Below are 26,917 nucleotides of genomic sequence, written 5' to 3'. Positions count from 1 at the left end.
ATGGATAAGGACACAAATAATACTAAACGTTTCATATTCCTTGCAAAGAGGCTGACTATGCTCTTTACGACTGCTATCTTCTTGGTAATATTCTTGTTTTCATTCCTGTTTTTTCACTCCTCTATCAGCTCTTGGTTTGAAAATGACAGTAAAGAAATGGATTCACTATATGTCGATGCAAAGAAAAAAGTGATTTTGCAAAACGAAATCGCTGGCTTCTGGAAAGCTCCTGATATTAGCCTGGTTACCGATGATGTTTTAAAAGAACAGTTGGAATATGGAAAAGATTTGATTTCCCATACCGCTAAATACTTAGGTCCAAATGGTAGTGTCAAAAAAATAACTAACGGGATGAGTTGTAGCAATTGCCACCTTGATGCTGGAACAAAGCCCTGGGGTAATAATTATGGGTCAGTGTTTTCTACATATCCAAAAATGAGAGGTCGAAGTGGACAAATTGAAGGGATTTACAAACGAATCAATGATTGTCTAGAACGAAGCTTAAATGGCGAGCATCTAAATGAAGAGGATAAAGAAATGAAGGCCATGATTGCTTATATTGAATACATTGGTAAAGATGTCCCTAAGGGTGAAGATGCCAAAGGTTCTGGAATTTATGATTTAGAGTTTTTAGATAGGGCTGCTGATCCTGTAAAAGGAAAATTAATATACGATGCTAAATGTGCAAGCTGTCACCAAGTGGACGGTCAGGGAATTTTAGCAGAGGACAAAAAAGAATATACCTATCCACCACTTTGGGGAACCAATTCTTATAATAGTGGCGCAGGACTATACAGAATAAGTCGTTTTGCAGGATATGTAAAATACAATATGCCTCTTGGCGCTACATACGAAAATCCGCAGTTATCCGATGAAGAGTCTTGGGATCTTGCGGCTTATGTTGATAACCTGCCTCGTCCATCAAAAGATTTGAGTAAGGATTGGCCAAATATTTCTAAAAAAGCGGTAGATCATCCTTTTGGTCCGTTCTCAGATGATTTTACTGAAACACAGCACAAATTTGGTCCTTTTAAACCAATAAAAGAGCAAAAAAAGAAGGACGAGAAAAAGTAATTTAAATCATCAATTATGAAAAATATAACGATTTTATTTGTTCTGATGTTTAGCCTCTTTTCTATTGGCACATTTGCCCAAAAAAGACAGGATAAACACAAATTAGTGTTTCAGTTTACCAATGCCAATGATACAATACAACAGAAAGCATTTACTAACCAGCTGAATAATTTGACTGCTCACTGGCCAAAAGCAAAATACGAAGTTGTGGTTTACAATATGGGATTAGAGTATTTGATGCTTACAAAATCAAAACATATCGCAGCTATTAAAGCGCTTCATGCAAAGGGGGTTCGTTTTGTAGTTTGTGAAAACACAATGAAAAGTCGAAAAATAACCAAGGAGCAACTTATGTCTGAGGTGGAATTTGTTCCCGCCGGCATTGCCGAAGTTGTTGAGAAACAAGAACAAGGCTGGAGTTATATAAAAGGAGGCTTTTAGATAGTTCTCATTAGAGATTTACTTACTCAATGATCTTTGGTATTGTAACTAATATCAGCGTAATCAAAAGGGACGCTTCTATTTTGTTGCAAATTAGTATAGTATTTTGTACTAGTAAGTGAAGTTTTCCCATTTGAAGAGATTATACGTAAATACTAGGTATTTCGTACAAAATATAGATTTAATATTAATCCTTTTAAATAAATAAAATGGAATCAAATAACAATCGAAGAAATTTCTTGAAATCAGTGGGAACACTGAGTCTGGGAGCGGCGATTATTTCACCCCTTTCTGCTCTTCCAAATACAAAACTAACTGGAGAATCTGATCTAGCAAAAGATATTGACACTAGCAAACCTCAAACCATTTCGATACTTCAGACCACTGACGTTCATTGCCAAATCCATCCCCATGACGAGTTGTTTTGGGAAAATGAAAAAGCGGTGTTTCGAAAAACCGGGGGTTATGCCTATATAGCAACCCTGCTGAAAGAGTTGAAAAAGAAAAACCCAAATACCTATACCATCGATACCGGTGATATGTTTCAAGGAAGCGAATTGAGCGTGGAAACCACTGGGGCCGCTTTTGTACCCATTTTAAATGCATTAAGTTATGACTTGTACTTACCTGGAAATTGGGAAGTGATTTACGGAAAAAAAAGAATGCAAACACTATTAGGTTCACTTGATGCACCAAAAATCTGTACCAATATGTACCACGATTTAGGCGAAGGGAAACGTGGGGAACTTATTTTTCAACCCTATGATATTTGGCATGTAGCAGGCGCAAAAATCGGTTTTTTAGGATACACGGATCCTCTGGTTCCCATAAGACAAAGTCCAAATTACAGTAAAGGAATCATTTATACCCCACCTGAAGACAATCTGCCCCATTACGTCGATGTGCTTAGAAATCAAGAGCAGTGCAGCTATGTCATTATAATTGCGCATCTCGGTTTGTCGCAGCAGATAGCTTTGGCAAATAAACCCGAATGTGAAGGTGTAAATTATATCTTAGGCGGTGATACGCATGAAAGAGTACGTAAACCTATTGTTTGTAAGTATTCAAAAGTGGTAGAGCCAGGTGCATTTGGTTCTTTTATAGGAAAACTTGATTTGACCATTCTTGATGGGAAAGTGATAAGCGATAGCTATGAATTAATAGAAGTGGCTTCGCCAAAAATAAAACCCGATCCTAAAATTGCAAATTTACTGAAGGAAAAAGAAAGTGTTTATCAAGAGCAAATTAATACCGTTGTTGGGTATAGCACGATTCCTTTGTACCGTTATTTTGTGGTGGAAAACCCCATTGATACGATGATATTGAGTGCCCTACACTGGAAATTTCCAGAAATTGACATCAACCTTTCAAACGGATTCCGCTTTTGCCCACCGAAAACCACCCCAGACGAAACTGGAAATATACCAATCACGAACGGATTCGTTTTTGATATGCTACCTGTAGACAGTACCGTACGAACCGCTAAAGTTAGCGGGAAACAATTGATAAACTGGTTAGAGAAAGAATTAAACAATGTTTTTGCTACAGACGCCTCAAAACGTTTTGGGGGCTGGGTCGTAAAGTTCAAAGGAATGGAAGTGCAATTCAACGCTTTTGCAGAAATGGGAACAAGAGTACAAAGTATTACCGTAAAAAATGTGCCGATAGATCCTGAAAAAATGTATTCGATAATGGCCTGTGAACGTGACGGCGATCCTGAGGACATGCTTTGTAGAATGAAAGGAGTTATAGATCCTAAAAACACGACATCAACTTTGCATTCTGTGTTGAAAGAATACTTAAAGAAAAATTCTCCCGTTACCCCTACACCGCAAAAAAACGCTATAATTCTAGATGCTCCAGAAACACTACTAACCCAAGTCAGTGGAGTTGATTATACTTTTAGATAGTATTCTGCCTATTTAATTTATGATATTATTTGCCCAACTGTGATAAATGTTACTTAATTTTAGTACTGTTGGGCTTATTTTTGTCAAGAATTAAAGACTTGTAAATGAACTATTTTTTATCTAAAATAATTTTAACCTTTTTTCTCCTCTTAGGTATACATTCGGTGGCCCAACATCAGGAAATCTCAGAAAAGCCAAAGATGTGGAAAGAAAAAAGTGATGAAAAAATTGATTCCACATCGATTTTGAGTGTTTTTAAGAACGGAAACTTTAGCGGCCATTTCCGCTACTTCTTCATGGCTACCGATAATGAAAGTGGTCTATCTGATTATTATGCTAATGCACTGGGCGGTGGCGTGAAATTTGAAACAGCTAAATTTCATAATTTTCAATTTGGTGTCAGTGGATATTACATTCATAATGTTGGATCATCGGATTTATCAGAAAAGGATCCAATAACAAATTCTTCCAATAGGTATGAAGTGGGGCTTTTTGATCTCCAAAACCCAACAAACAAGAACAATTTAAGTCGCTTAGAAGAATTATATATCAAATACAACTTCAAAAATTCAGACATAACAATAGGAAAGCAGCTATTGAACACCTCGTTTATAAACTTACAAGACGGCAGAATGCGCCCCACAGAAGTGGATGGAATTTGGATCGATTTTAATGAACTCAAAAAAACTAAAATTAATGTGGGTTACCTATACGGAATTTCGCCACGAAGTACCATGAAATATTTTAGGGTTGGAGAATCAATAGGTATCTATCCTACTGGCGTGAATCCTGACGGAACAAAATCCGGTTATGCAGGGAATTTAGACAGTGACGGAATTTATATTGTAGGTGTGCAAAATGAATCCATAAAGAATTTAAAAACACTTTTATGGAACCAATATGCTGAGAATATATTCAATTCGGCATTGTTCCAAATGGACTATAAATACGACTTAAATTCAAACTCAAAGCTACTTTTTGGTTTTCAGACGATTTATCAAAACGCCTTGAATTTTGGCGGGAATGAAGATCCTAGCAAAACCTATTTTGAAAAAAATGGAAATTCTCAAACTTTTGGAGGAAGATTAGGTTGGCAAAATAAAAAAATAGAAATAACTTTAAATTACAACCGAATAACAGCCAAAGGAAGGTATTTAATGCCTCGAGAATGGGGTCGAGACCCGTTTTACACCTTTATGGCCAGAGAACGAAATGAAGGTCTTGGAGATGTACATGCGGTAATGACCAAAATAGAATATACGAATCCAAAAAAGATATTCAAATCGCATCTGGCAGTGGGTTATTTTGATTTACCTGATGTAAAAAACGCTACATTAAATAAATACGCATTACCTGCTTATATACAGACTAATGCAGATGTTCGCTACCAATTTCAAGGAATTTTAAAAGGTTTTGACGCACAAATATTGTACGTGCACAAGTTCAATTTAGGGGAGACCTACGGGAGTAAAAATTATGTTTTCAATAAAACCAACATGAGTAATATCAACTTTATACTCAATTTCAATTTTTGATTGTTAATGCAATTTTAAGTTTAATAACTCTGTCAATGCCCTTATGTAAGTAATGCCCATCTAATTTTTTTCGATTGTGATAATAACCGTATTCTTAATTCTATCACTTGCTTCTATGCAAGATTGATGAACCGCCATGAAAAGTTCAAAAAAAAGACTTTCTTACAGTTCATTAGAAGTTACTGAGGAAAGAAATACTTTTTTGAATAAAAAATTTTGAGGTAATTTCCACAACTTTTTGCAAAATGAATATCATTTACATTGAAATCATATAGGTATCCTTCAATTTTGACTGAAAAACTTGGGTTCATTATCTTGAGTTTTTCATTAGCGTAAGCTAAAAAAAGTACTAGATAGATTTTAAAAAACGTTGAAAATAAATAGGCTTTAACAAATAATCAAACACCGAATTGATAATTCTTAATATTGTGTCTTGAGAGTGATTATAGTCCTAAAGTAAATTAGATGTAAATCGATCAGTTGTACCGGCAGCCATTAGGTGAATCGGATAGCAATGGTAATTGTTGAATCACAGCTACTAAAAGTAATCAAAGGATGAAAATTTTACCTATTTTATGATTAACATGCTATAAGTGTTAAATTTTGCATAATAAATAGACTAATAGTAGTGTTAAATTGTTTTATTCGTAATTTATTTGTACATTTAAGTATTGATTTCAATTAACTAATGAAATGCAGGTTTTGAAGCTGGTACTATTATCTTTTGTTTCAAAATAGATTGTGCAAAACCATTTGTCAGTTTTATTTCATATAAGTTTTTTAAGAATTGAATGGTTAATAGAAATCATAGACGATAAGGCACTCTGGGAAGAGTGCCTTTGTCGTTACGGCCATTTCCATGCCTGCGAAGAATACATTACTATATTGTTGATTGTTAGTTCGAACCATATTTAGATTAGGACCACCAGTAATAGCAGAACTGTTATGGAAACAGAAAACAAAACTCTTAAGTTGAACCAAGAATAGTTTCATCTAACAGAACTTTAAATGACTTTTTCAATTAACTTTTAAAAGTAAAGATCATCCGTTACTTTAATTAATACAACTTCAAGCCTCTAATTATTTGGTTCAATAATTTAACATACTTCTTTAGTTCGTTAAAGGTCCGTTCTCACCAAAATATTTTATTTTTGTTTATCTAAACCAAAGAGAAAAATACAATTGAATGGAAGAAGAAAATTTTATTTTCTGTCTAGAAGGAGTTCCTGATATAGAGGTTACCACTGCAACCGAAACTGTTAAAAATTTAGAGAAGCTTGCCATAGAACACAATATTGCAAGTATTTATAAAAATTGTGACACAATCGAGGGGCTCGAGGAAGGTCTGGGTGCCTTGCTATATGATGATCATAGTTTTAAAGATTATGTCATTATTTATTTAGTTATGCCTGGTCAAGAAAATAACATTTGCCTACATGATTATTACTATAGTTTAGAAGAAATAGCCGAATTATTTGAAGGCAAACTAAGAGGTAAAATTGTTCATTTTTCGAACAAAAAAGTATTGGATTTAAGCCAAGAGGAAGCACAATATTTTATTGATGTGACTAATGCCAAAGCGATCTCTGGTTATGGCGAATCCTTGCAAACTTTGAGTAGTATACATTTGGACAAGGCATTTTTTAGTTTATGCGAAGAGGATGATGACCTTGTAGCGATTGTCGAAGAATTACATCAAAAGCATTATGCTTTATGCAAGTTACTCGATTTTAGATTGTATTATTAAAATTTCTAAACTCAATCAATAGTTATTTGTCTACTCTAAATACTTCACGAAACTTGAGTAAATCAATTGGCAATTATAATTACTTACTTTAAAAATAAAGACATACAAATCAGCTGTTTACCTAAAAATGATTAACTTTAGTAAATGGAAAAACATTTCAATATCATAATTGCCGGAGCTGGCGGAATTGCTGAAGCAGTTGCCTTAATTCTAGGGGAATGGAGTACGGTCACACCTACCCTTTTTATTGGGGATAGAAATCCCCTAAAAGCGAATAAAGTAGCTAAGTGGGTAAAAGAAGGCTGCAGTAAACCATGTACCGTCATTGATTTTAAAATTAATGAAACTATTGAAACAGATGAAATGATTGCTGTTTTTGAAAAAGGTGCTATCATCTTAGATTGTTTACCTGGAAATGCTGCCCCAAGAATTGCATATTTTGCAAAAAAATACAATCTACATTACGTTAACCTAACTGAATATGTAGCTGAAACAAACGAAATCATTACTATAGCTAAAAATGCAACTACAGGTTTTCTATTACAAACCGGATTAGCTCCCGGTTATATCAATTTAGTAGCCCACGAACTCTTTCAAAAGTTTTGCTTAAATTATAGAGTTAAGGAAGTTCAAACTTTAGAATTTAAAGTAGGTGCCTTAACTAAAAATGCAGTAGCACCTCATTTTTATGGTTTTACTTGGAGCCCTATTGGTGTTGCAACTGAGTATGTAGAGGAAACTATTGTCATTCGGGATTTCATTACAACTATACTTCCCTCCTTATCAGAAAGAGCAACTATAATAATTGATGGTTTGACGTATGAAGAAGATCTAACTTCTGGTGGCGCTGCCGATTTGCCTTATGCCTTGGCCGGAAAAGTAAAACACTTAGATTATAAAACATTACGTTTTCCTGGACATTATGATTGGATAGATCAACAAATACAAAATACATCTGGCAAAACGGCAAATAGTAAGGAATTGCAGCAAAAAATGCAAGAATGCATTCCACAGATGGAAGAGGACCAAATTGTACTTTACGCTGCTGTTGAAGGCAAAGACCACACAGGAGTTTTAAGGCGAAATGAAATTGCTAAAACAATTTTACCACAAAAAGTGGGCAGCCATACCTTGCGAGCTATTCAAGTAACAACAGCAGCTCCTTTAGCGCAAGCAGCACAACTGTTATTAGAGGGCAATTTAAATGGAGTCATTTTACAGAGCCAAATCGATACCTCTCTATTTTTGAATGGAAATTTCATAACGAGAGTTTACGGTAAAACTATCTAAAACGAAATCATGTAAGCTGTTAAAAAATATATTTTTGTTGTAATTTTACACTATAAAATTTTAGTGTAACAGCAAAGCGAATGAAAACCTACTATATTAATAACGGAAACGAAAATGGCGGTCCGTTTACAATTGAAGAATTGAAACTTCAGGACATTAGCACTGCTACTTTAGTATGGTACAATGGAATGGATGAATGGAAATATGCTGGTGAAATTGAGGAGCTGGCATTCCTTTTTAAAGTAGTACCACCTCCAATACAAGCTAGTCAACGAATTAGCAAACCAACAGCTAAAAAACCCACTACCATTTTAGGATTAAAAAAAAGTCATTTCTTGTTGATTTTGTTATTGGTGGTTGGTTTAATTTTTGTTATTGTTCTTAATGTGCTTCGAAGTACAAAGAAAGCAGAATTAGATGAAAGAAACAGAACAACAGAATTAAACAACGAGAGAGCTAAACTAGAACGAAAAATTTCTTCTGAGGAACTCATACAAGAAGAAATAGCAAAAAGAATTGCATCAGAAAACACCAACAAATACCGAAAAGATTCGATTAACAATCGATTAGTTGAAGTCAAAGCCTTGCTAATTGATAAAAAGAATCTACTCGATGAAGCGGATGCTGATTTGATTGCTACCAAAAAGTTCAAAATATTACGATCTGAGGAGGATAAATCTGAGCAAATTAATTCCTCTCAAAATGCTATAAGGACTTTGAAAAAAGAGATTGATATCTTAGAAAATGAATTGAATAGACTGTACTTGCAATTAGAAACTATTAACTAATAATAAGAGTTTTATAAAATATTAGTCCGATTTTAACCAGCCGGTGATACTCATTCTAGTAGCTTGAGTTACTAATACTTCGTGTAGCAATTCATCACTTTTAAAAAAAACGGTTTTCCCCTGTATAGGTGTAATCAGCTGGTTATTATCTATTTGATGAATAAGTAACTCTCCACCATGTTCCGGTTTCCAATTCTCATTTAAATAACTAATCATCGAATATTTTCTGCTCGAATTACTTTGAAATTGATCTAAATGCTGTAGGTAAAAATCACCTTCTTCATACAACGAATAATGAAATTCATAGCCTGTGATTCCGGTATAACAACTCTCGTTTAGATAAGCAATAAAAGCTTCAATTTGAATAAAAAATTCATTTTCGAACTCATTATTGTGTTTTTTATCTAACCAATAAATTGAATCGCTTCTCACTGCGCTATCGTAAGCAATAACATTAGAGTTACCTGTTCCGGCTTCTACTAATAAATCTTGCTTTTTAAGGGCTATTAAATTTTTCTTTAAATTATTAGCTAACTTGTCGCTTAAAAAATGTTCACAAACACCTACTCTATTCTCTATATAAGAGGCAATCAAAGCTTCAAAGCTGTTTTCCATGGGAATTACGTTGACCTAAAGTGATGCCAACAAGGCAAGGTAAATTAAAAAAAAATAGAAATAACAATTTAAGAACTAAACTTATACGTGCTACTTGATTTTAATAAAAAAAGGATTCAGAAATGAATCTGAATCCTTTTAAAAAAGAAATTTTAAACGGTTACAATTTACTTATATAACTACCGTAAATATCCTTAAATTGGTATCCTTCGGCTATTCTGTCTTTACTTAGTTTATTGTACTCTACTAATGCCCATAAAATAAATTCTTTCATAAAGAACTTATCTTCTTTAGGCAATTCAGGTTGGTATTTTTTGATTAAAATTTCGAGAGGAACAATGGCTCCTATAATGCGCTCGTATTCTTCATCAGAGCTATCATCTAATAATTCAAAACCACTTTCTGCAAAAAACCATTCGATTAAATCTGAGTAAGCTGTTTTTTCATTTGGCTTTTCTAATTTTTCAATTTTTGGAAAATAACCTGGAAAAAACGTATGAATTGCAGATCCAATTAGATTTTGCGCCACAAATGCAGCTCCCTCCTGCTCTCCTTCGTAAACCAACTCCACTTTACCTGTAATTGCAGGTATAATTCCCATAAAGTCAGATAAGCGAACCGTTGTTTTGTCTACTCCTGCTTTTAAAGCACGACGTTCTGCAGTACTCAATAAATTTTCATAAGCGGTAATACTCATACGAGCACTCACACCACTTTTATTATCAATATACTCGCTATCACGTGCCTCAAAACTTATTTGCTCTACTAAATCTTTGGCAAGTGATGGCACATAAACTGTATCACTTTGGTCAGGATCTAATTTTGCTTCTTGCGAGGTAATGGTTCTAGCAACAGCTATCGTCTCTGGATAATGCGTCAGAATTTGAGATCCAATTCGATCCTTCAATGGAGTCACAATACTACCACGATTGGTATAATCCTCAGGATTTGCCGTAAATACAAATTGCATGTCTAAAGGCATGCGTAATTTAAATCCACGAATTTGGATATCACCTTCTTGCAAAATATTAAACAAGGCTACTTGAATTCTTGCTTGTAAATCAGGAAGTTCATTGATTACAAAGATCGAGCGATTGGCTCGCGGTATCATCCCAAAGTGAATAACACGGTCGTCAGCGTAGGATAACTTTAAGTTTGCCGCTTTAATAGGATCAATATCTCCTATCAAATCGGCTACGGTTACATCTGGAGTCGCTAACTTTTCAAAAAAGCGATCCGAACGATGCAACCAAGATATAGGAGTTACATCACCTTGGCTTTCAATCGTGTCTTTTGCAAATCGAGAGATCGGATTAAAAGGATCGTCATTAATTTCTGATCCTGTTACAAAAGGTATGTATTCGTCCAGTAAATCGACCATTTTACGCGCTAGTCTCGTTTTGGCTTGACCACGTAATCCCAATAGGTTAATATTATGACGTGATAATATTGCACGTTCCAGTTCTGGAATTACTGTGTTTTCAAAACCATGTACCCCTTCAAATGTGGGTTTACCTGATTTAATTTTATCGCGTAAATTTGAACGTAATTCTTCTTTAATACTTTTAGATTGGTAACCTGCCGCTTTTAATTCGCCTAATGTTTTTATGTTTTCTATTTTCATCTTTTTGTTTTAGTAGTTTCGAGCTAAATCAGTATTGACTGTTGCTCGCTAACTTTAATATTTAAGAGTTGCACTTTATTACTTGATTCTTTTTTTACGATTGGTTTCATAATCTTCAAAAATCATTTCGCCTAAGCCTTTTAATCCAGTGTAGAAGGCTTTGCCTTGATTGGCCTCGGTGAATTTATTGACAAATTTTTGCAAATAGGGATCATTCGCAATCATAAATGTAGTGATAGGAATATGTAATTTTCTAGCCTGCTGCGCTTGGGTGTAGCATTTATCCACAATATAGTCGTCTAGTCCATTACTGTTCATGTAGTACGAACCGTCTTTTTCCTTAACACAACTTGGCTTCCCATCGGTTATCATGAAAATTTGCTTATTCGTATTTCGCTTTCTTCGTAACAAATCCATGGCCAGTTGTAGTCCTGCTACAGTATTAGTATGAAAAGGCCCTACTTTTAAATAGGGTAAATCTTTGATGGCAATGGGCCATGCATCATTTCCAAAAACTAAGATATCAAGCGTATCTTTGGGGTAGCGAGTCGTGATGAGTTCTGCAAGCGCCATTGCCACTTTCTTAGCAGGAGTGATGCGGTCTTCTCCATACAAAATCATACTGTGGCTAATGTCAATCATTAACACGGTGCTCATTTGTGCCTTGTATTGCGTATCTTCGACAACCAAATCATTCTCGGTCAACATAAAATCAGATACTCCATTATTGATTTGTGCGTTTCGTAAACTCTCCGTCAAGGAAATACGTTCTAGTCCATCACCAAAATGAAATTCCCTAAATTCTCCTGTATGCTCATCTCCGTTACCCGCATGTTTCGTTTTGTGGCTACCAGTTCCTGATCGTTTTAAATTTCCAAAAATTTGATCTAAGGCAGTTTGGCGTATCGCTCTTTCTGTTTTGGCAGTTATTCCTAGACCGCCACTTCCGTCCTCTCTTACTTCATCCTTGATATATCCTTTTTTCTTTAAATCTTCGATAAAGTCTTCGATAGTATAGCTGGAATCGGTCAATTTATATTCCTTGTCTAGTTCACGTAACCAATCAATTGCTTCGTCAAAATCCCCTGAAGTATGGGTAATTAGCTCCTTGAATATTCCAAAGAGTCGATCAAAAGGAGACTGAAAGGGAGCCTCATATTGCTTAAAATAGAATCCTTTTTTAATATCATTTTTCATACAGATAAAATTACACCTTTTTAAAACGGTTCTCAAAAAACGATTATTAATTTTTAGTTAAAACAAGTTACTTTAAAATCTATAATTTGGGCGTGCCCTCGTTTTACATCATTTTTATTCCAGAACGAAATTAATGCTAAACGAGGTCGTGCTATACACTCTCAATCCGTGCTAAAAAAAAGCACGGGATTTCCGCTACTATCACTCACGCAACATAATTATGGAAATTCAAACTAAGAATTTAGAAACAATAAAATCAGAAAAAAGAACCATCTACATAATACCACAATCCATCTTCTTGAACAAAAGTAGATAACTCGTGGTGAATTTGTGGCTGTCTATTAAAATCCATATAATAGGCCTTGAAAGTAACAGTGGTTGCAGTTGCTTGTACTATTTCTAATTTTTGCCATTGGTTAGCAATCGCCCATTGTAACACCTCTTCCTTTAGAGTAGAAGTTCGCTCTGATTTGTGGGTAGTAGCAACTAAATAAGCTGCATGATGTGTAGCAAAAGCGCTATAACGCGAACGCATCAACTTTTCGGCAGTGGGGGCATTATTCTTACCACTAATAAAAGGTTCGCAACATAAATCGAAGGGAGTAGATGCCCCACAAAAGCAATTTGTAGTCATATTATTGTGCTTGCCCGTTCAAAGCAATTATTTTTTGATGCAATTGATTTAACAAAACTTGGTATTTACTAAGTTCTCTTAGATCGTCATCGTCATCAGAATGGTCAAGTATTTCATCTAATTTATCACTAACTTCAACTAATCTATTAGTAGCTTCCGTGGCATTTTTAGCGGCGATTAAATCAATAATTTCTTGAACGTTATTTTTAAGTAACAAATAGTTATCGTCTTTCATGATTAGTGTTTTGCTGTTATTTCTCTTCAGAATTAGTATTCTCATTAAATTGCTTCACAATCTGTTTCAATTTTTCCTTACGGATTCTTTCAGCCTGCTTTGCTTTATCCTGTGCTTTGTGTAATTTGTCGTTGTGAATCTTGATATTTCTGTCGTTATTTCTTCCCATGAAACGTAGTATTTGTTTTTATCTTAATGTAAGCATAGTGATGCCGATAAATTTTAAAAAAGCAAAGTTCGGCATTTATTATTTAATGGTAACATCGTCCATTTGATATTGTCCAAAATTTTAAATTTATTACATCAAACCAAACAATAAAAACATAGTAAAAACTTGTTAAATAGTAATTAAAAGTTTATTTTCGTTATCAAATATTAGCTGATATTAAAATTATTACCAAGAATCAATAAATATAAAAGGTTTACTTATAATAGTATACATCATACTTTATTAAATCAATGTTGCCACTAGAGTGTAAAAATGAATTGTAAGTAAATGAGAACTCAAATTAGTTGGAAAAAACTTAGTAGATGGCTTTCGGTGAAACCCAAAACGACTGCTTACATCGTTTTTGTTGTATTACAAATTATTACTTTGTACATCCTTGTACAGCGATATGAATTCGCTAAGGAAACCAAGCGAAATATAATGAATACTGATCTTAATGCGATTCAAGAAAACATTGAACAAACGCTAAAGAACTGTTACACTACTACACTTTCACTTGCATTAACTATTGATGATAACGGTGTTCCTCGTGACTTTGAAACTATCGGAGCACAATTATTAGCCTCTAACAATGATATAGTAGCAGTTCAATTAGTTCCTGACGGTATTATAAAGTATACCTATCCTCTGAAAGGAAATGAAAAAGCAATAGGTCTTGATATTTTAAAATCAGAATTACTAAGAGATGAAGCTCTCGCCTCTATCCTTAAAAGAAAAATGTATTTTGCTGGACCGATAGAATTGATACAAGGTGGACAAGGTATTGTAGGTCGACTTCCCGTTTACAATAACAATCGATTTTGGGGATTCTCAGCTGTAATATTGAAACTAGATACATTATTAGAAAACTCAATCATTAATTCACGTAATGGTAGTGCATACTATTTTCAACTTTCTAAAATTGATCCGCTTACCAATGAAGAAGTCTTCTTCTTAAAACAAAGAAAAGAATTAATTGATAATGATTTTGTTAGCACTATTATTACTGATGGTGATTGGAAATTGTATCTTATAGATAAGCATCCAAATAGCCTATTCCCTCCCCTAGTTATCCCATGGCTTCTCGGTTTATTACTGTCTCTTTGGTTTGCGTATCTAACCTATATTTTAGTAAAAAAGCCAGCCGAACTAGAAATTTTCATTAAACAACAAGCAACTAAATTATTCAAGAGTGAACTACAATTTAAAACAATTTTTGAACAAGCAGAAATAGGTATAGCTGTAGTCGAAATTGAAACAGGACGCTTTCTCGAGATCAACAACCATTTTTGTGCTATCTTAGGCTATACTGAAAACGAGCTTAAAGGAATGACTTTTAAAGAAGTAACCTTTCAGGATGATTTACAAAATGACTTAAAACAGCTAAAAAAAGTTAATAGTGGTATTATCGATAGCTACAGTTTAGAGAAAAGGTATCTAACTAAAAAAGGTGAGATTGTATGGGTGGCCTTAACCGTTTCTCCTTTGTGGAATGAAGAAAAAAAACACATTAGTAATATTGCTTTCGCACAAAACATCACGGCTCGTAAATCTAACGAAGCACTTATTGCTAGTTCTCAAAAAAGAATCGAATCTTTAATAAATACAATCGATGGAATTGTTTGGGAAACAGATGCTGAAGTAAACTTTACTTTTATATCTAAGAAAGTAGAATCTATTTTAGGATATACTAGTGATGAATGGATTTCGTCAAAGGACTTTTGGTTAAAACACATTCATCCAGACGACAGTGAATTTGTTTTAAAGTACTGCTCAACTCAAACTGCAGCAAAATTGGATCATGATTTCGAATATCGAATGATTGCAAAAAACGGAGATGTTATTTGGCTTAGAGATATTGTAAACCTCGGAATGGATTTTAATGGTAAACTTATCAATATGAGAGGAATCATGATTGATATCACTAAACCAAAGGAAATTGAATATGAGCTTAATAAATCACTTTCTTTAGTAACAGAACAAAATAAGCGCTTGCTTAATTTTTCTTATATCGTCTCTCATAATTTACGTTCTCACACGAGTAATATAACTTCCCTAATCAATTTAATTGAAACATCAGACTCTAAAGAAGAAGTAGATCACATGATTCAGTTGTTAAAAACGGTGTCTACTTCTTTGAACGAAACAATGCTAAACTTAAATGAAGTTGTAAATATTCAAACCAACGTTGGTCTTATTCAGGAAAAATTAAATCTAAATGAAATTATCAAAAACACTTTGCAAGTGCTATCTCAGCAGATCAAAGAAAAAGAAATAATAGTACAAAATAATATCGATGCAAATACGATAATCAATTACAACCCGGCGTATTTAGAAAGCATCTTATATAACTTGTTTTCCAATGCAATACGATATAGCAGTCCTGAGCGAAAACCAATGTTTTCCATTAGTTTATTACAAGATGGGGAAAATAAAATTTTACAAATCACTGACAATGGTATAGGAATTGATCTAGAACAAAATGGAAATAAAATATTTGGAATGTATAAAACGTTTACAAACCACAAGGATTCCAAAGGTATTGGCTTATTCATAACTAAAAATCAAATTGAAGCCATGGGAGGTACCGTTATGATCGAAAGCGAGTTAAACCAAGGTACTACTTTTAAAATAATTATAATATGACAAACAAAATTATATGGCTCATCGATGATGATCCTATTTATCACATAATAATGAAGAAAGTAATCAATAAATCGGGATTAACTTCAGATGTAACTTCTTTCCAAAACGGGAAAGATGCTATATCGTCATTAGTAAATAGCATCAATGAAAACTTAGCCTTTCCAGATTTAATTTTGTTAGATATCGAGATGCCCATTCTAGACGGCTGGGGTTTCATGAGTGAATGGCTTATCTTAAAGCAACAATTACCTGCCAACATTCAAATTTACATTTCGAGCTCCTCCATAGCTATAGAAGATAAAACAAAAGCCAAAAACAACCCCGACATCCTAGGTTATATGTCCAAACCCATTAGCGTTGAGGACTTACTATTAATTGCAAACAAGGAATGATTCAATTATCTATTTGCTCTTTTGATATCTTCTAAAGAATGATCGGTAAAAATAAGAGCATCTATAATTTTTTTGCGAAGTAACTCTAAGTCAGTATATTCAAAATAATTTGCCCAAGACGATAATTCAAGGATATTTCGAGCTTGTTTAATTCTCTTTTTAGTCTCTAAACTAGTTCTTACTATAGCAGTACCATCATAAGTGGGATTATTTTTATGCTCATACGTTATAGTTTGCTTTTCATAATTTGCCGACAAATAATATAGTTTATCAATAGTATTGTCAGGATAAAAAGTATCCCAAGGAGCAAAACCCAACTTAAACTTTGAATCCGTTTCGATTTCTGAAGCAATTAATCTCCATTTACTATTTGCTAACCTTCCCCAATGATTAGACAACCGAAACATTCCTTCAGTAGTGTAAAAATAACTACTACCTGCCTTACTTTCGAACTGAACTCTTAGCCCTTCGATAGCTACTAGTGGTCGCTCCTCAAAAACGCAAAAAGTATTTTTAAATGCATTAGGATGTGGCTTAAATTGTTTTCCCATGCTGCAAATATAATGAGAAAGATAGTAATGCCGTAAGGAGTAAATAATTGATTATATTTGCACTTTATTATAATAACAAAAACAAGTATGAGTAAAGCGGCAGAAGAAAGAATGTTACAAAAAGGAATTTTTACTGGCATCATTGAAAAAGATGAAAACAATAACTTTTTTTGTGGTATCTACCTTTTAGATTATAAAATGGTTCAGACTAAACACAAAGTAGGTGACATGATTACAATCAAATCAATTATTGAAAATCCAAGTGATATTAGCCATAACAAATATCCTAAAAAGTCTAAAAATTTCGATAAAGCAAATTTAAAGCCTGAACAATAATACTTTTACGATTATAATTAGAGCAAAAAATATACTTTTCTCTTATTTTTTATTTGTCGTAAAGTATTAAATTAAAAAAAAGTGTACCTTTGCAAAAAATTGTCGATTCTAAATTTAAATCACATTAAGTTTATATTAAAAGACAAGTAGTTACCATATTTATGAAAAAAATAGTTGAATACCGCAAACTGCTGAACGTAGACAAAACTGCAGAATTGAAAGACTTAAAAACCATTTACAGAAATGCGATGAAAGAATCACATCCTGATAAATTTCAAGGCGATGAAGCTGGTTTAAAAGCAGCTGAAGAAAACAGTAAGAAAATTATTGAGGCATACCACTTTTTAGTTAGTATCAATCCTGAAACTATCAAACAAAATTTACCTGAATATACAGAGACAATTAGCTCTGCAACAATTACTGATTATAAATTTGTTGAAGGTAGATTAATTATAAATTTTTCTAATGGAAGCGTATACGAGTACATTAGTGTACCTAAAGCTACTTACGTCAAAATGGTCAATGCTGATTCACCAGGTCGTTTTGCTAAAAGACACATATTAAATTCTTTTACTTGGAGAAAAACAATAAACCAAGACTAGATTCAAAAATACAAAAGCACTCCTAACAGAGTGCTTTTTTTATACCCATTATTTATTTAGCGAATTACTACTTACTTTTGGGAGTTTATTTATAATTACAACTGAACAGTTTCATTGTTCTCATAAGCCAAACATCAATCTAATTTAGAAAGAGCTAACACATCATTATTCAAATCATACAAAACAAAATTGTAAATAAAAGGATAATTATTGTGCTTTATTATAGCTAAAGTTTTTTGTATTAACGAGAGTAAAATAAGCAACTTGCTGATATTAAGACTGCTACCACACCAACTGCTATACCACTGTTTATCTACCATTTTGACCATCCTAGAAATTAATGGTTATGATAGAAACAAAGATATTAGTACTAAATTAACGCCATTAAAGAGTATTCAATATCTATCTCTAAAATGCACATGGTTTTCGATAAAAAAATCCAAAAAAAAAAGCAAATAATAACAAAAATTTAGGTCTTAAAATTATTAAAGCAATAATATTTTAAATACTTTTGCGACTTAACTCAATTAACTCATTTATAATGAAAAAAATAATTTTATTACTTTCTGCGGCTGTTGTTCTAATTTCTTGCAGCAAAGTTGGGAAAGATGAATACATCATTTCTGGAACAGCAAAAGGTGTTGAAAACGGTAAAACAATAATTCTAGAGAAACAAGATGAATCTGGTATGGGTTTTGTCGCGGTTGACACTGTAAAAGTAGAAAACGGTAAATTTGAAATTAAAGGTAAGGTTACAGAACCTGCTTTTTATACTATCCAATTAGAAGCTGCAGCTTCAAAAGTACCATTCATTCTTGAAACAGGTGAAATCGCAATTGTATTAGATAAAGATAGCATTCAAAACACAAAAGTTTCAGGTACATATAATAATGATGAGTATGTTAAATTTAATGATGAAATTAAAGTAGTTCAAAAGAAACTAATGACATTTCAAAAAAATAACATGCAAGCAATGAATACTGCTCAGCAAACTAATGACACAGTAGTTATTAATAAATTAATGAAAGAGTATACTTCTATTCAAGAAGAAGTAGGAACAGCTTCAAAAGCAAAATACTTATCTTATGCTGAAAGCCATCCAAAATCTTTTATCACAGCTTTAATTGTTCAAGGATTATTAATGGATCCTTCTACTGATTTAAAGAAAATGGAATCGATCTATAATGGTTTAGATGAATCAATAAAAAATACAAAACCTGGTAAAGCCGTAAAGACTAAACTTGCCGAAATCAAAGCACCTACAGTTGGAGCCACTGCTCCTGCTGCCGGTGACGCCAACTGAACTACAGAATTCTCTGCTCCTAATCCTGATGGAAAAGTTATTTCCTTAAAGGAAAGCTTAGGAAAAGTTACAATCGTAGATTTTTGGGCATCTTGGTGCGCTCCTTGTAGACAAGAAAACCCAAATGTGGTTGCGCTTTACAAAGAACTACATTCAAAAGGTCTTAACATAATAGGTGTATCCTTAGATAAGGACAAAGCCAAATGGAAAGAGGCGATTGCAAAAGATAATTTAACGTGGAATCAAGTTTCCAACTTAAAATTCTGGGACGAGCCAATTGCTGCACAATACAAGGTTGAAGCTATACCTGCTACTTTTATTTTAGATGCATCAGGAAAGGTAGTAGCACGAGACTTAAGAGGGGCTGAATTAAAAGCTAAAGTTCTTGAATTACTTGCAAAAAAATAGTTGTTTGATAACAAATAAAAAAATCTCCCTAGTGGAGATTTTTTTATTTTATTCAATACCAATACATTAAAAAATAATATAAAATTAAGTGCAAAATTTGTTTGCAGAAACGAAAACTGTTCCTATATTTGCCACCGCTAACAACAACAAACGTTGTTAACAAAGGCCAAGGGGAGATACTCAAGCGGCCAACGAGGGCAGACTGTAAATCTGCTGACTACGTCTTCGTAGGTTCGAATCCTACTCTCCCCACCAAAAGGGTAAAAGAAGCAAAAAGGCAACTTTTTCAATCTTTTCAAAAACCCGCAAAAAACGTGGTAAAACCTGCAAATCCAAGGATTCGCAGGTTTTTTTATTTTAAAGCACTTTTCAATATTTATAAAAACGCTCAAAGTTTCTATGGCAAAATCGTGGCACATTACCGTGTTCACAAAATGTGCCACAGAATACCACTTAAACACTAGTAAATACAGAGGTTAACGAGGTTAACGACTTGTTTTTTTGATGCTATAATTCTACATTTATTAATCTAAAAAGTTGAATTATGTTAGAGAGCAGCTTTGGGTTGGTTTTCTTTTTGAAAATCCCCCGCAATGAAAGTAAAATTAGAACAGTTTATCTTAGAATAACTGTAGATGGAATCCCTAAGGAAACATCCACCAAACGAAAATGGGACAGCGCCCGCTGGGACCAGAAAACCGAAAGGGCTATCGGCACCAAAGAAGATGCGAGATCCCTTAACTTTTTTCTGGATTCACTGATTTTAAAAATCAATGAATACAAGACCGACATCATGTACAGCGGAAAACCAATAACTTCCCAAAAGATCATGGATTACATATTAGGAAACGTTACTCCAAGGGTTAAAGTACTGGAAGAATTTCAAAAACATAATGATGAAATGACTGCCTTACTGGGAAAAGGATATGCTAAAGGAACTCTTGATCGTTTTACTATTACGATAAATCATTTAAGGTCATTTATTAGATTTAAATTTAATGCTGATGATATTGAATTTACAGATCTAAATCTTGAATTTATTAAGGACTTTGAGTTTTACCTGAGAACAGTTCGAAATTGCAGCAACAATACCACGCTTAAATACATTGCTAATTTCAAAAAAATTGTCATTCGTGCAATCGATAAGGAAGTCATCCTAAAAGACCCTTTTAAAAACTTTAAAAGCCGAAAAACCAAAATAGTTAAGAAACCTCTTTCCACACAAGAACTGTATGAATTGGAACGGCATTATTTTACCACAGAAAGACTTAATGTTGTCAGAGATGTATTTGTATTCCAATGTTACACGGGATTGGCTTATATCGACGCATATCAATTAAAAAAAACCGATATCAAAGATGGTATTGACGGGAATTCTTGGATAATGTCTGAAAGACAAAAAACGGGTTCTCCTACCAATGTCCCACTATTGCCTCAAGCACTCAAAATAATTAAAAAATATAAAGAACACCCTCTGTGCTTACAGCGTGGCACAGTTTTACCAGTTTCTTCCAACCAGAAAATGAACGAGTATCTTAAAGAGATTGCGACTCTATGCGGTTTTCCCTTCACATTAAATACACATATGGCACGTCGAACCTTTGGAAGTACAGTTACATTAAACAATAATGTCCCCATTAATGTAGTTAAAGAAATGCTAGGCCATGCGTCTGTTAAACAGACGGAAGCCTATGCCATTACAGAACAGGCAACCATTGGACGCGAAATGTCACTGCTCAATAAAAGACTGTCTAAAACGTCCTTTAAGATGTCCAAAGTAGATCTGGCTGTACTTTCAAGATTAGAAAAAGATATAAAAACAATTAAGGAAAAATACAATATACCCTCATCTTAATTCATATTTGGAAAAAAAATAAATAGTAAAACAAAGAGGTTATCTCACTAGTTATGAGATAACCTTTTTTCATGTAATTCAACTTCACTCCTATAGTCTGGATGGTATGAGGGGCTGTACTTGAAATATCCAAAATCTTGAAGCTGTTTAAAGTATTTATGGTATGTTGGCAGTGTATTTATGTGCGACAATGCCATTATTTTACTACGACTAACTTTGATTCTCTGCCATTGTCTCTGCCTGTAACCTAAATTTAGAATTGCCGCTAAAATGGCCAGATGCCAAACATTAAGCCTTGGATCGTCCATACAAATGGATAAATAGTTCATGATTTGGTCTTCACTTGGTTTATTTGTCTGATTCATCATTAAAAAGTTTCTGAAGATCTTCTTTATTGTAATAATACGAGCCCAGAACTTTTTTAAATCGGACTTTCTGTGTCACTCTGAGATTCTGCACTGAACCTGCAGAGATATCCAGCAGCTTTTTGACAGCCTTACTTTTGAGCCATTCTGGCTGTACTAATTCCGTTTGCGTAGGAGTGGTCTCTTGAACTATAATGCGCATTTTATCTAATAATTGCAGACCAAACTGCCTTAAATCTTCTTTTGTTATAATTTCTTCCATAACATTTTTTTAAAAATTTGACTGTTGCATATTTTCATTTACCAAAAAATAAATTCTGCTTTTTTGATTTCTTTTTTTTAATCGGTACAACTACTAAATTATTAGAATGATACAGAAATAATCAATCTTCGGCTTTAAAAGGAGATTCTTGGCTATGATTGTCTGTTCATCAACTCTTGGCAATTAATCTATAGTAAAGGCTACTTCAAAAATACTTTCAAAAACGAGCCTTAAGCAAACGAATCATCCTCGGGTTGAAGAAAACCTTCAGCGATAGTATTTTGTAATTTTTGCCGAGAGTTTTTTTGCAATTTTCTGTATCGGAAAATAGGTTTCACAAAACATCACAAAATAAAACAAAGAATCCCAGTTAAAATGTCATAAAACGGCATTTTAACTGGGATTCTTCTTTCTGTTTATTTAGCTTTATTTGCAGATAGTTTGTTCCTTTTTGTACCATTATTGTACCACGAAAATAATTTTCCTTGTTGGATTTTTTTTTGGCGAAATTATGACACACAGAGAGACACATAGACACAATGGGACACAAAATTAGTCACATTATGAGTTCTAACATTGAGGTTATCAGAATTTGTGAGCACTGCAAAAAACAGTTCACAGCCAGAACAACGCGCACACGGTATTGTTCGCACATTTGCAACAGCCGTGGTTATAAATCACTGGTACGCAAAGGAAAAGTAGAAAAAAGCAATAACGAGATCGTTCAGCTTTTAAACACAGATTTGGAAAAAATAAAGCCTCTTGAGTTTTTAAAAATTACTCAGGCAACCCTTCTTTTTGGAATCAGCAGAAGTACGCTTTACAGGTTAGTTAACAATGGACAGCTGGACATTGCAAAGTTTGGCAAACGAACTGTTATCCGCAGATGCGATCTTGAAGCTTTTTTTGCAATTCCTATACAGGATGTGACCTTGAAAACTGGACAGCAATTTCCTGGTTTTGACAATTGCTATACTATAACGGAAATTCAACAGAAGTATAATATTTCTTCAGGAGCGCTCTATCTATTGATTCAACGGCAGGGTATAGTAAAATATTCCGTTGGAAAATTCACCTGTGTATCCAAACAGGATATTGATATAATTTTTAATGCTGCGGGAAGATGAAAAATATAAATGTTACGCTAAGAAAAAGGATGCTGCCAAGTGGTAAGATTACACTATATCTTGATTTTTTCCCTCCGGTTTACAATCCTAAGACTCATAAACTTTACCGTAGGGAGTATTTAAGTTTATACCTCGTTCCTAAACCAAAAAATAATGTTGACAAGACTATGAATTCTGAGAATCTCTATAAAGCTGAAATTATCTGTGCAAATAGGTTTAATGAAGTAAATAAGTCACAGATCTACAATCCTTTTGAGTTAGAGCAACTTCGTCTTAAAGAGATTGGCGAAAAATCATTTCTGCAGTATCTCAAGCTTGTTGCAGAGCATAAAACGGGTAATAACGGTGATATCTGGACTTATGCCATTATCCACTTTGAAAATTTTCTTAAAAATGAGGATTTACTGATACAGGATATCGATGTGACTGTTATAGAAGATTTTAGGGAGTATCTCTTAAAGGCAAAATGTATCAGGAAAAAGGGTAAGTTTTTAGCTCAGAATACAGCTTTAACTTATTTCAATAAGATCAAAGCTACTCTTCGAAAAGCTTACAAAAAAGGATTACTTCAAACGGATGTTAATGCTGCGGTTGAAAGCATAAAGGAACAAGAGTCTCAAAGGAATTTTCTAACCATGGAAGAAGCTGTAAGGCTATTTAAAACCCCTTGTAAAAAGGAAATTGTAAAACGTGTCAGTCTTTTTTCTCTGCTCACAGGCATGCGCTATTCCGATATATCAAAACTTACATGGGAAGAAGTACAATACAGTAAAAGTGAAGGATATTACATAAGATTTAAGCAGCAAAAAACTGATCGACCAGTAACCCTTCCTATATCCCCCGAAGCATTCGAGTTTTTAGGTGAAAAAGTGGATCAATATAAGAGAGTCTTTTATGATTTAAAAAAATGGGATGTTGACCGGTTGCTGCCTATATGGGTTAACGACGCATCAATTGAGAAACATATTACATTTCATTGCTTTCGTCATACGTATGCAACATTGCAGATGGCAGCAGGTACCGACATTTTTACGGTATCGAAAATGCTGGGGCACAAAAACATAAAGACAACGCAGATATATACAAAAATCATCGATGAGAAAAAAAGAGAAACAACTAATAAAATTTCATTTAAATAATTTTTTTTAAAACTGGTTAAAAAAAGAAAATGAATTCTTAGCTTTTACTTTAAAGTGGCTTTGAAAGCCACTTTAAAGTCGAAGGCAAATGGTTTATATTGCAGATTTTTTATAAAAACGGACAAAATGCTGCGAGCGAGGATTTAAAGACTACATTTTTTTTCTTGCAGGCTTTTTTATTTTTCCCGCAACTATCAAAATTTTTAAAAGTGCTCAAAATTTAAATGGCAGTATCGTAGCATTTTACCATTTAAACAAAAAAATATCTAAATTTTCTTACAAAATAAATTAAACCACTGATTTAAAATATATAAACTAGACCAACGACTTAACTGAAGAACGTCATAATTATATATTTATAATTTAAAAAATTAAATTATGATAGAAACTATAATACCATTCAACGAAGCAAAATATGAGTGCTATAGTCATTAGCACTTTGTATCTAATAAAAACCTTTTACAAATAAATACTTATATCTAAGAATATATAAGAAAACACAATAACTGTTAGGGCAAATATTGATATTGTAACTCCTTTCACTATCAGTAATTTATTTCGTTGTTTTTTTATAGAAACCTTTTTAAGACTTTCTAATTTTTCTTTAATAGGCTTAAGCACAATAACTGTACTAATCAGATTAATAAATTCGTCAATATCTTCTTCAATTGCATCTATTGATTCTTTAATATTTTTTAGTAAAATGTACCATATCAAAACAAAAAAAAGAATTGATAATATTAGAATTATGACGTTTTTGAATATTAACAAACCGCTATAGTCAAAGTAATTCAATAATAAAATAAAGCCTATTGGGATTCCAAAAATATATCCTGATACTTTACTTATTGAATCATAGATACGATCTAATAATTTCTGAAAATGTTCATTTGAAGATGTTTTAATTTTCTCAAATGAAAAACCAGCCAGATATAATTTATAGCTTTTATTATAAGAATTTAGAATAGTTTTCCAATTTTTAACAATTGTCAAATAATCACTTGAATTGCACTCTATAAAATTCACCAATTCATTTACAAATAATTCCTTTTTGTCTTTATGACTTATCGGGTCTAAAAATTCCTTTTTTAATTCCTGAAATCCTTCTAATTCAGAAAAAAAATCTAAATCTTGAATTGAATATTTTATATCAATTTCAACAATACTATTTGAAATCCTGTAAAAATAATATTTCAGCTGATTTCCTATTAGATGATGAGTATGAGATAATGAATTTAAAAAATCAATAAGTTCGATGTTTTTATTGTAGTTATTAACTATTTCATTTACAACTGCTGATTCTTCTGAATAATAATCATTTTCAGCAATGTAGAATAACTCACTTTTTAATTTAAACTTATTACCATTTAGAAAATCATTTACCGTTTCAAAATAGCAATTAATATTCCCTGTTCTTATGTCCAAATAAACTTGTTGGTTGATAAAATTAGGAATGTCCTCCTTCATTATACTCTTCATTTCATTTGGTTCACCAACGCTTAGTATATCGATTATTTCACTATCAAGCAATGAATCAAAATATTCAATATTTGTTTCAGTAATAACAAGGAAACCTATTGTAGAAATTGAATCAGCACTTTGTAAATCTATAAGTCTTCTAACCTGAACTACACTATCAAGAAGTTTTTTCATCATCAAAAGCTAATTTTATCAATTCATCTGGAACATCGTTGATAATAATTTGATTACCTATGTGTGTTATTTTATTTGTTTTAATCAATGATTTATCAAAAAACAACGTATATCCTTTTTCAACAATTTTAGTTCTAACAAAAGAATCAAAATCAGTTTTTCTATGAATAGCAATTTTACCACTAACTTCTAGTTCTTTTTCTTTTATGAAATCTAAAAAAGCCTTTGGTTCTTGGTCATTAATAAGAGAGGAAATAGACTCTAATTCAGCATCTTTTTTTTGATCAAAACAAACATCGAAATAGGCTTTAAATTTGTCTTTAATTTTATCTTTTTCTAATGCTTTTATATTTTTTTCAATAAAATATCTATTTGTAGCATCCTTTAGCTTATCAAAATTTTCTTTTGAAGAAGTAATGTCAGTAGAGCCAATAAATTTAATAAAGTAATTGGAAACTGCTCTTGTTCCTTTAATAAACGATAGGTATAAAATATCTTTATCTTGCCATCTTTTAATATTTAATCTATTAGCTCTGGCTAATTTTTCAACATCAAGAGTCATCAATTTTTCAATATCTAAATTTTCGTCATCCACTGTGAATTGTGCAGCTTTATCAAGCATTGCTGTAATCAAAAAATCAACATTTTTCTCAGTATAATGCACAAAAACGACATATCCTCCTGTTGTTGTTGGTATATCTATCGCTCTTTCCAGAATTTTCATTGATTCTTGAGTAAAAGCCAAGAAATCTCCATCATTTAGATAAGATTCAACCTTTTTTTGAAATGGATAATTATCAGGATCGTCTTGAAAAGTTCCTTGAGTTGGATTTTTTGAACTGTAGTTTTTAATTAATTTTGTTACAAATTCATTGACAGTTGCATTAATGGGTAACAACTTATCAGAGCATTTTAAAGATGCTTTTCCTTTTAGTTCTTTTATTATATGGTGAAATACTATATTTACTACTGTCATAAAT

25 protein-coding genes, 1 tRNA gene and 1 pseudogene are annotated in these 26,917 nt (G+C 32.9%); 17 read left to right on the top strand and 10 right to left on the bottom strand.

The window, feature by feature from the left end; translation table 11 throughout:
• From H8R22_RS10190 to H8R22_RS10160, 7 genes are all read left to right on the top strand, one after another.
• Positions 1-1,074, top strand: coding sequence for a c-type cytochrome (locus H8R22_RS10190; RefSeq protein ID WP_187010277.1), 1,074 nt, complete (start codon positions 1-3; stop codon positions 1,072-1,074).
• Positions 1,075-1,089: 15 nt separating this feature from the next.
• Complete coding sequence (locus H8R22_RS10185; RefSeq protein ID WP_187010276.1) at positions 1,090-1,515, top strand: DsrE family protein; 426 nt, start codon at positions 1,090-1,092, stop codon at positions 1,513-1,515.
• Positions 1,516-1,724: 209 nt separating this feature from the next.
• A complete protein-coding gene (locus H8R22_RS10180; protein ID WP_187010275.1) occupies positions 1,725-3,425 on the top strand; it encodes a bifunctional metallophosphatase/5'-nucleotidase in 1,701 nt (566 codons plus the stop codon).
• A 200-nt stretch (positions 3,426-3,625) separates the two neighbouring features.
• Positions 3,626-4,960: an OprD family outer membrane porin gene (locus H8R22_RS10175; RefSeq protein WP_187010274.1), complete on the top strand. Its 1,335-nt coding sequence runs from the start codon at positions 3,626-3,628 to the stop codon at positions 4,958-4,960.
• A 1,186-nt stretch (positions 4,961-6,146) separates the two neighbouring features.
• Positions 6,147-6,707 (top strand): DUF6642 family protein, encoded by a 561-nt coding sequence (locus tag H8R22_RS10170; protein ID WP_187010273.1) that lies wholly within the window; start codon positions 6,147-6,149, stop codon positions 6,705-6,707.
• 144 nt (positions 6,708-6,851) lie between these two features.
• The gene (locus H8R22_RS10165; protein ID WP_187010272.1) at positions 6,852-7,997 is read left to right on the top strand and encodes a saccharopine dehydrogenase family protein; all 1,146 of its coding nucleotides are present in this window, start codon (positions 6,852-6,854) and stop codon (positions 7,995-7,997) included.
• An 80-nt stretch (positions 7,998-8,077) separates the two neighbouring features.
• Positions 8,078-8,785 (top strand): DUF4339 domain-containing protein, encoded by a 708-nt coding sequence (locus H8R22_RS10160; RefSeq protein WP_187010271.1) that lies wholly within the window; start codon positions 8,078-8,080, stop codon positions 8,783-8,785.
• Positions 8,786-8,806: 21 nt separating this feature from the next.
• Here the strand turns inward: H8R22_RS10160 and H8R22_RS10155 are convergent, their stop codons facing one another.
• From H8R22_RS10155 to H8R22_RS10130, 6 genes are all read right to left on the bottom strand, one after another.
• On the bottom strand, positions 8,807-9,400 hold the full coding sequence (locus H8R22_RS10155; protein ID WP_187010270.1) for a 2OG-Fe(II) oxygenase: 594 nt from the start codon (positions 9,398-9,400) through the stop codon (positions 8,807-8,809).
• Positions 9,401-9,560: 160 nt separating this feature from the next.
• Complete coding sequence (locus tag H8R22_RS10150) at positions 9,561-11,024, bottom strand: AAA family ATPase (RefSeq protein ID WP_187010269.1); 1,464 nt, start codon at positions 11,022-11,024, stop codon at positions 9,561-9,563.
• A 78-nt stretch (positions 11,025-11,102) separates the two neighbouring features.
• Positions 11,103-12,221 carry a vWA domain-containing protein gene (locus H8R22_RS10145; protein ID WP_187010268.1) on the bottom strand — a complete coding sequence of 373 codons (1,119 nt, stop codon included), beginning with the start codon at positions 12,219-12,221 and terminating at the stop codon, positions 11,103-11,105.
• A gap of 256 nt (positions 12,222-12,477) precedes the next feature.
• Entirely contained in the window at positions 12,478-12,855 is a 378-nt protein-coding gene (locus H8R22_RS10140) for a YchJ family protein (RefSeq protein WP_187010267.1), read from the bottom strand.
• Position 12,856: 1 nt separating this feature from the next.
• Positions 12,857-13,090, bottom strand: a complete 234-nt coding sequence (locus tag H8R22_RS10135) for a hypothetical protein (protein WP_187010266.1) — start codon at positions 13,088-13,090, stop codon at positions 12,857-12,859.
• 16 nt (positions 13,091-13,106) lie between these two features.
• The gene (locus H8R22_RS10130) at positions 13,107-13,259 is read right to left on the bottom strand and encodes a hypothetical protein (RefSeq protein ID WP_187010265.1); all 153 of its coding nucleotides are present in this window, start codon (positions 13,257-13,259) and stop codon (positions 13,107-13,109) included.
• 327 nt (positions 13,260-13,586) lie between these two features.
• Here H8R22_RS10130 and H8R22_RS10125 point away from each other — a divergent pair, with 327 nt between their 5' ends.
• Together H8R22_RS10125 and H8R22_RS10120 are read left to right on the top strand one after the other, a co-directional pair.
• Positions 13,587-15,944, top strand: coding sequence for a sensor histidine kinase (locus tag H8R22_RS10125; RefSeq protein WP_187010264.1), 2,358 nt, complete (start codon positions 13,587-13,589; stop codon positions 15,942-15,944).
• A complete protein-coding gene (locus H8R22_RS10120) occupies positions 15,941-16,336 on the top strand; it encodes a response regulator (protein ID WP_187010263.1) in 396 nt (131 codons plus the stop codon). The genes H8R22_RS10125 and H8R22_RS10120 overlap by 4 nt, the downstream gene beginning before the upstream one ends.
• Positions 16,337-16,341: 5 nt before the next feature.
• Here H8R22_RS10120 and H8R22_RS10115 read toward each other — a convergent pair whose 3' ends face one another.
• The gene (locus H8R22_RS10115; protein ID WP_187010262.1) at positions 16,342-16,887 is read right to left on the bottom strand and encodes a hypothetical protein; all 546 of its coding nucleotides are present in this window, start codon (positions 16,885-16,887) and stop codon (positions 16,342-16,344) included.
• Between the two features lie 87 nt (positions 16,888-16,974).
• Here H8R22_RS10115 and H8R22_RS10110 point away from each other — a divergent pair, with 87 nt between their 5' ends.
• The 6 genes and pseudogenes from H8R22_RS10110 to H8R22_RS10085 all read left to right on the top strand — a co-directional run bounded on the left by H8R22_RS10110 (position 16,975) and on the right by H8R22_RS10085 (position 21,391).
• Complete coding sequence (locus tag H8R22_RS10110) at positions 16,975-17,223, top strand: hypothetical protein (RefSeq protein WP_187010261.1); 249 nt, start codon at positions 16,975-16,977, stop codon at positions 17,221-17,223.
• Between the two features lie 161 nt (positions 17,224-17,384).
• Entirely contained in the window at positions 17,385-17,825 is a 441-nt protein-coding gene (locus H8R22_RS10105; protein WP_187010260.1) for a KTSC domain-containing protein, read from the top strand.
• Positions 17,826-18,366: 541 nt separating this feature from the next.
• The gene (locus tag H8R22_RS10100) at positions 18,367-19,128 is read left to right on the top strand and encodes a DUF4369 domain-containing protein (RefSeq protein ID WP_187010259.1); all 762 of its coding nucleotides are present in this window, start codon (positions 18,367-18,369) and stop codon (positions 19,126-19,128) included.
• Between the two features lie 18 nt (positions 19,129-19,146).
• Positions 19,147-19,536 (top strand): annotated as a pseudogene (locus tag H8R22_RS10095) (TlpA family protein disulfide reductase); the annotation flags it as partial.
• Positions 19,537-19,706: 170 nt separating this feature from the next.
• Positions 19,707-19,791: transfer RNA gene (locus H8R22_RS10090), tRNA-Tyr, on the top strand.
• A 322-nt stretch (positions 19,792-20,113) separates the two neighbouring features.
• On the top strand, positions 20,114-21,391 hold the full coding sequence (locus tag H8R22_RS10085; protein WP_225876015.1) for a site-specific integrase: 1,278 nt from the start codon (positions 20,114-20,116) through the stop codon (positions 21,389-21,391).
• 348 nt (positions 21,392-21,739) lie between these two features.
• Here the strand turns inward: H8R22_RS10085 and H8R22_RS10080 are convergent, their stop codons facing one another.
• Positions 21,740-22,018 (bottom strand): MerR family transcriptional regulator, encoded by a 279-nt coding sequence (locus H8R22_RS10080; protein WP_113637347.1) that lies wholly within the window; start codon positions 22,016-22,018, stop codon positions 21,740-21,742.
• Positions 22,019-22,581: 563 nt separating this feature from the next.
• Here H8R22_RS10080 and H8R22_RS10075 point away from each other — a divergent pair.
• Together H8R22_RS10075 and H8R22_RS10070 are read left to right on the top strand one after the other, a co-directional pair.
• A complete protein-coding gene (locus H8R22_RS10075) occupies positions 22,582-23,145 on the top strand; it encodes a helix-turn-helix domain-containing protein (protein WP_225872934.1) in 564 nt (187 codons plus the stop codon).
• Positions 23,142-24,284: a site-specific integrase gene (locus H8R22_RS10070; protein ID WP_099715403.1), complete on the top strand. Its 1,143-nt coding sequence runs from the start codon at positions 23,142-23,144 to the stop codon at positions 24,282-24,284. Before H8R22_RS10075 ends, H8R22_RS10070 begins: the two co-directional genes overlap by 4 nt.
• Positions 24,285-24,743: 459 nt before the next feature.
• Here H8R22_RS10070 and H8R22_RS10065 read toward each other — a convergent pair whose 3' ends face one another.
• Complete coding sequence (locus tag H8R22_RS10065) at positions 24,744-25,940, bottom strand: hypothetical protein (RefSeq protein ID WP_131910829.1); 1,197 nt, start codon at positions 25,938-25,940, stop codon at positions 24,744-24,746.
• Positions 25,921-26,913: a nucleoid-associated protein gene (locus H8R22_RS10060; protein ID WP_099715401.1), complete on the bottom strand. Its 993-nt coding sequence runs from the start codon at positions 26,911-26,913 to the stop codon at positions 25,921-25,923. Before H8R22_RS10060 ends, H8R22_RS10065 begins: the two co-directional genes overlap by 20 nt.
• Between the last annotated feature and the right edge of the window lie 4 nt (positions 26,914-26,917).

It is taken from the genome of Flavobacterium kayseriense (assembly GCF_014305095.1).
Classification (GTDB): Bacteria; Bacteroidota; Bacteroidia; order Flavobacteriales; family Flavobacteriaceae; genus Flavobacterium; species Flavobacterium kayseriense.
This window is presented reverse-complemented; position numbering and strand designations above follow the sequence as displayed.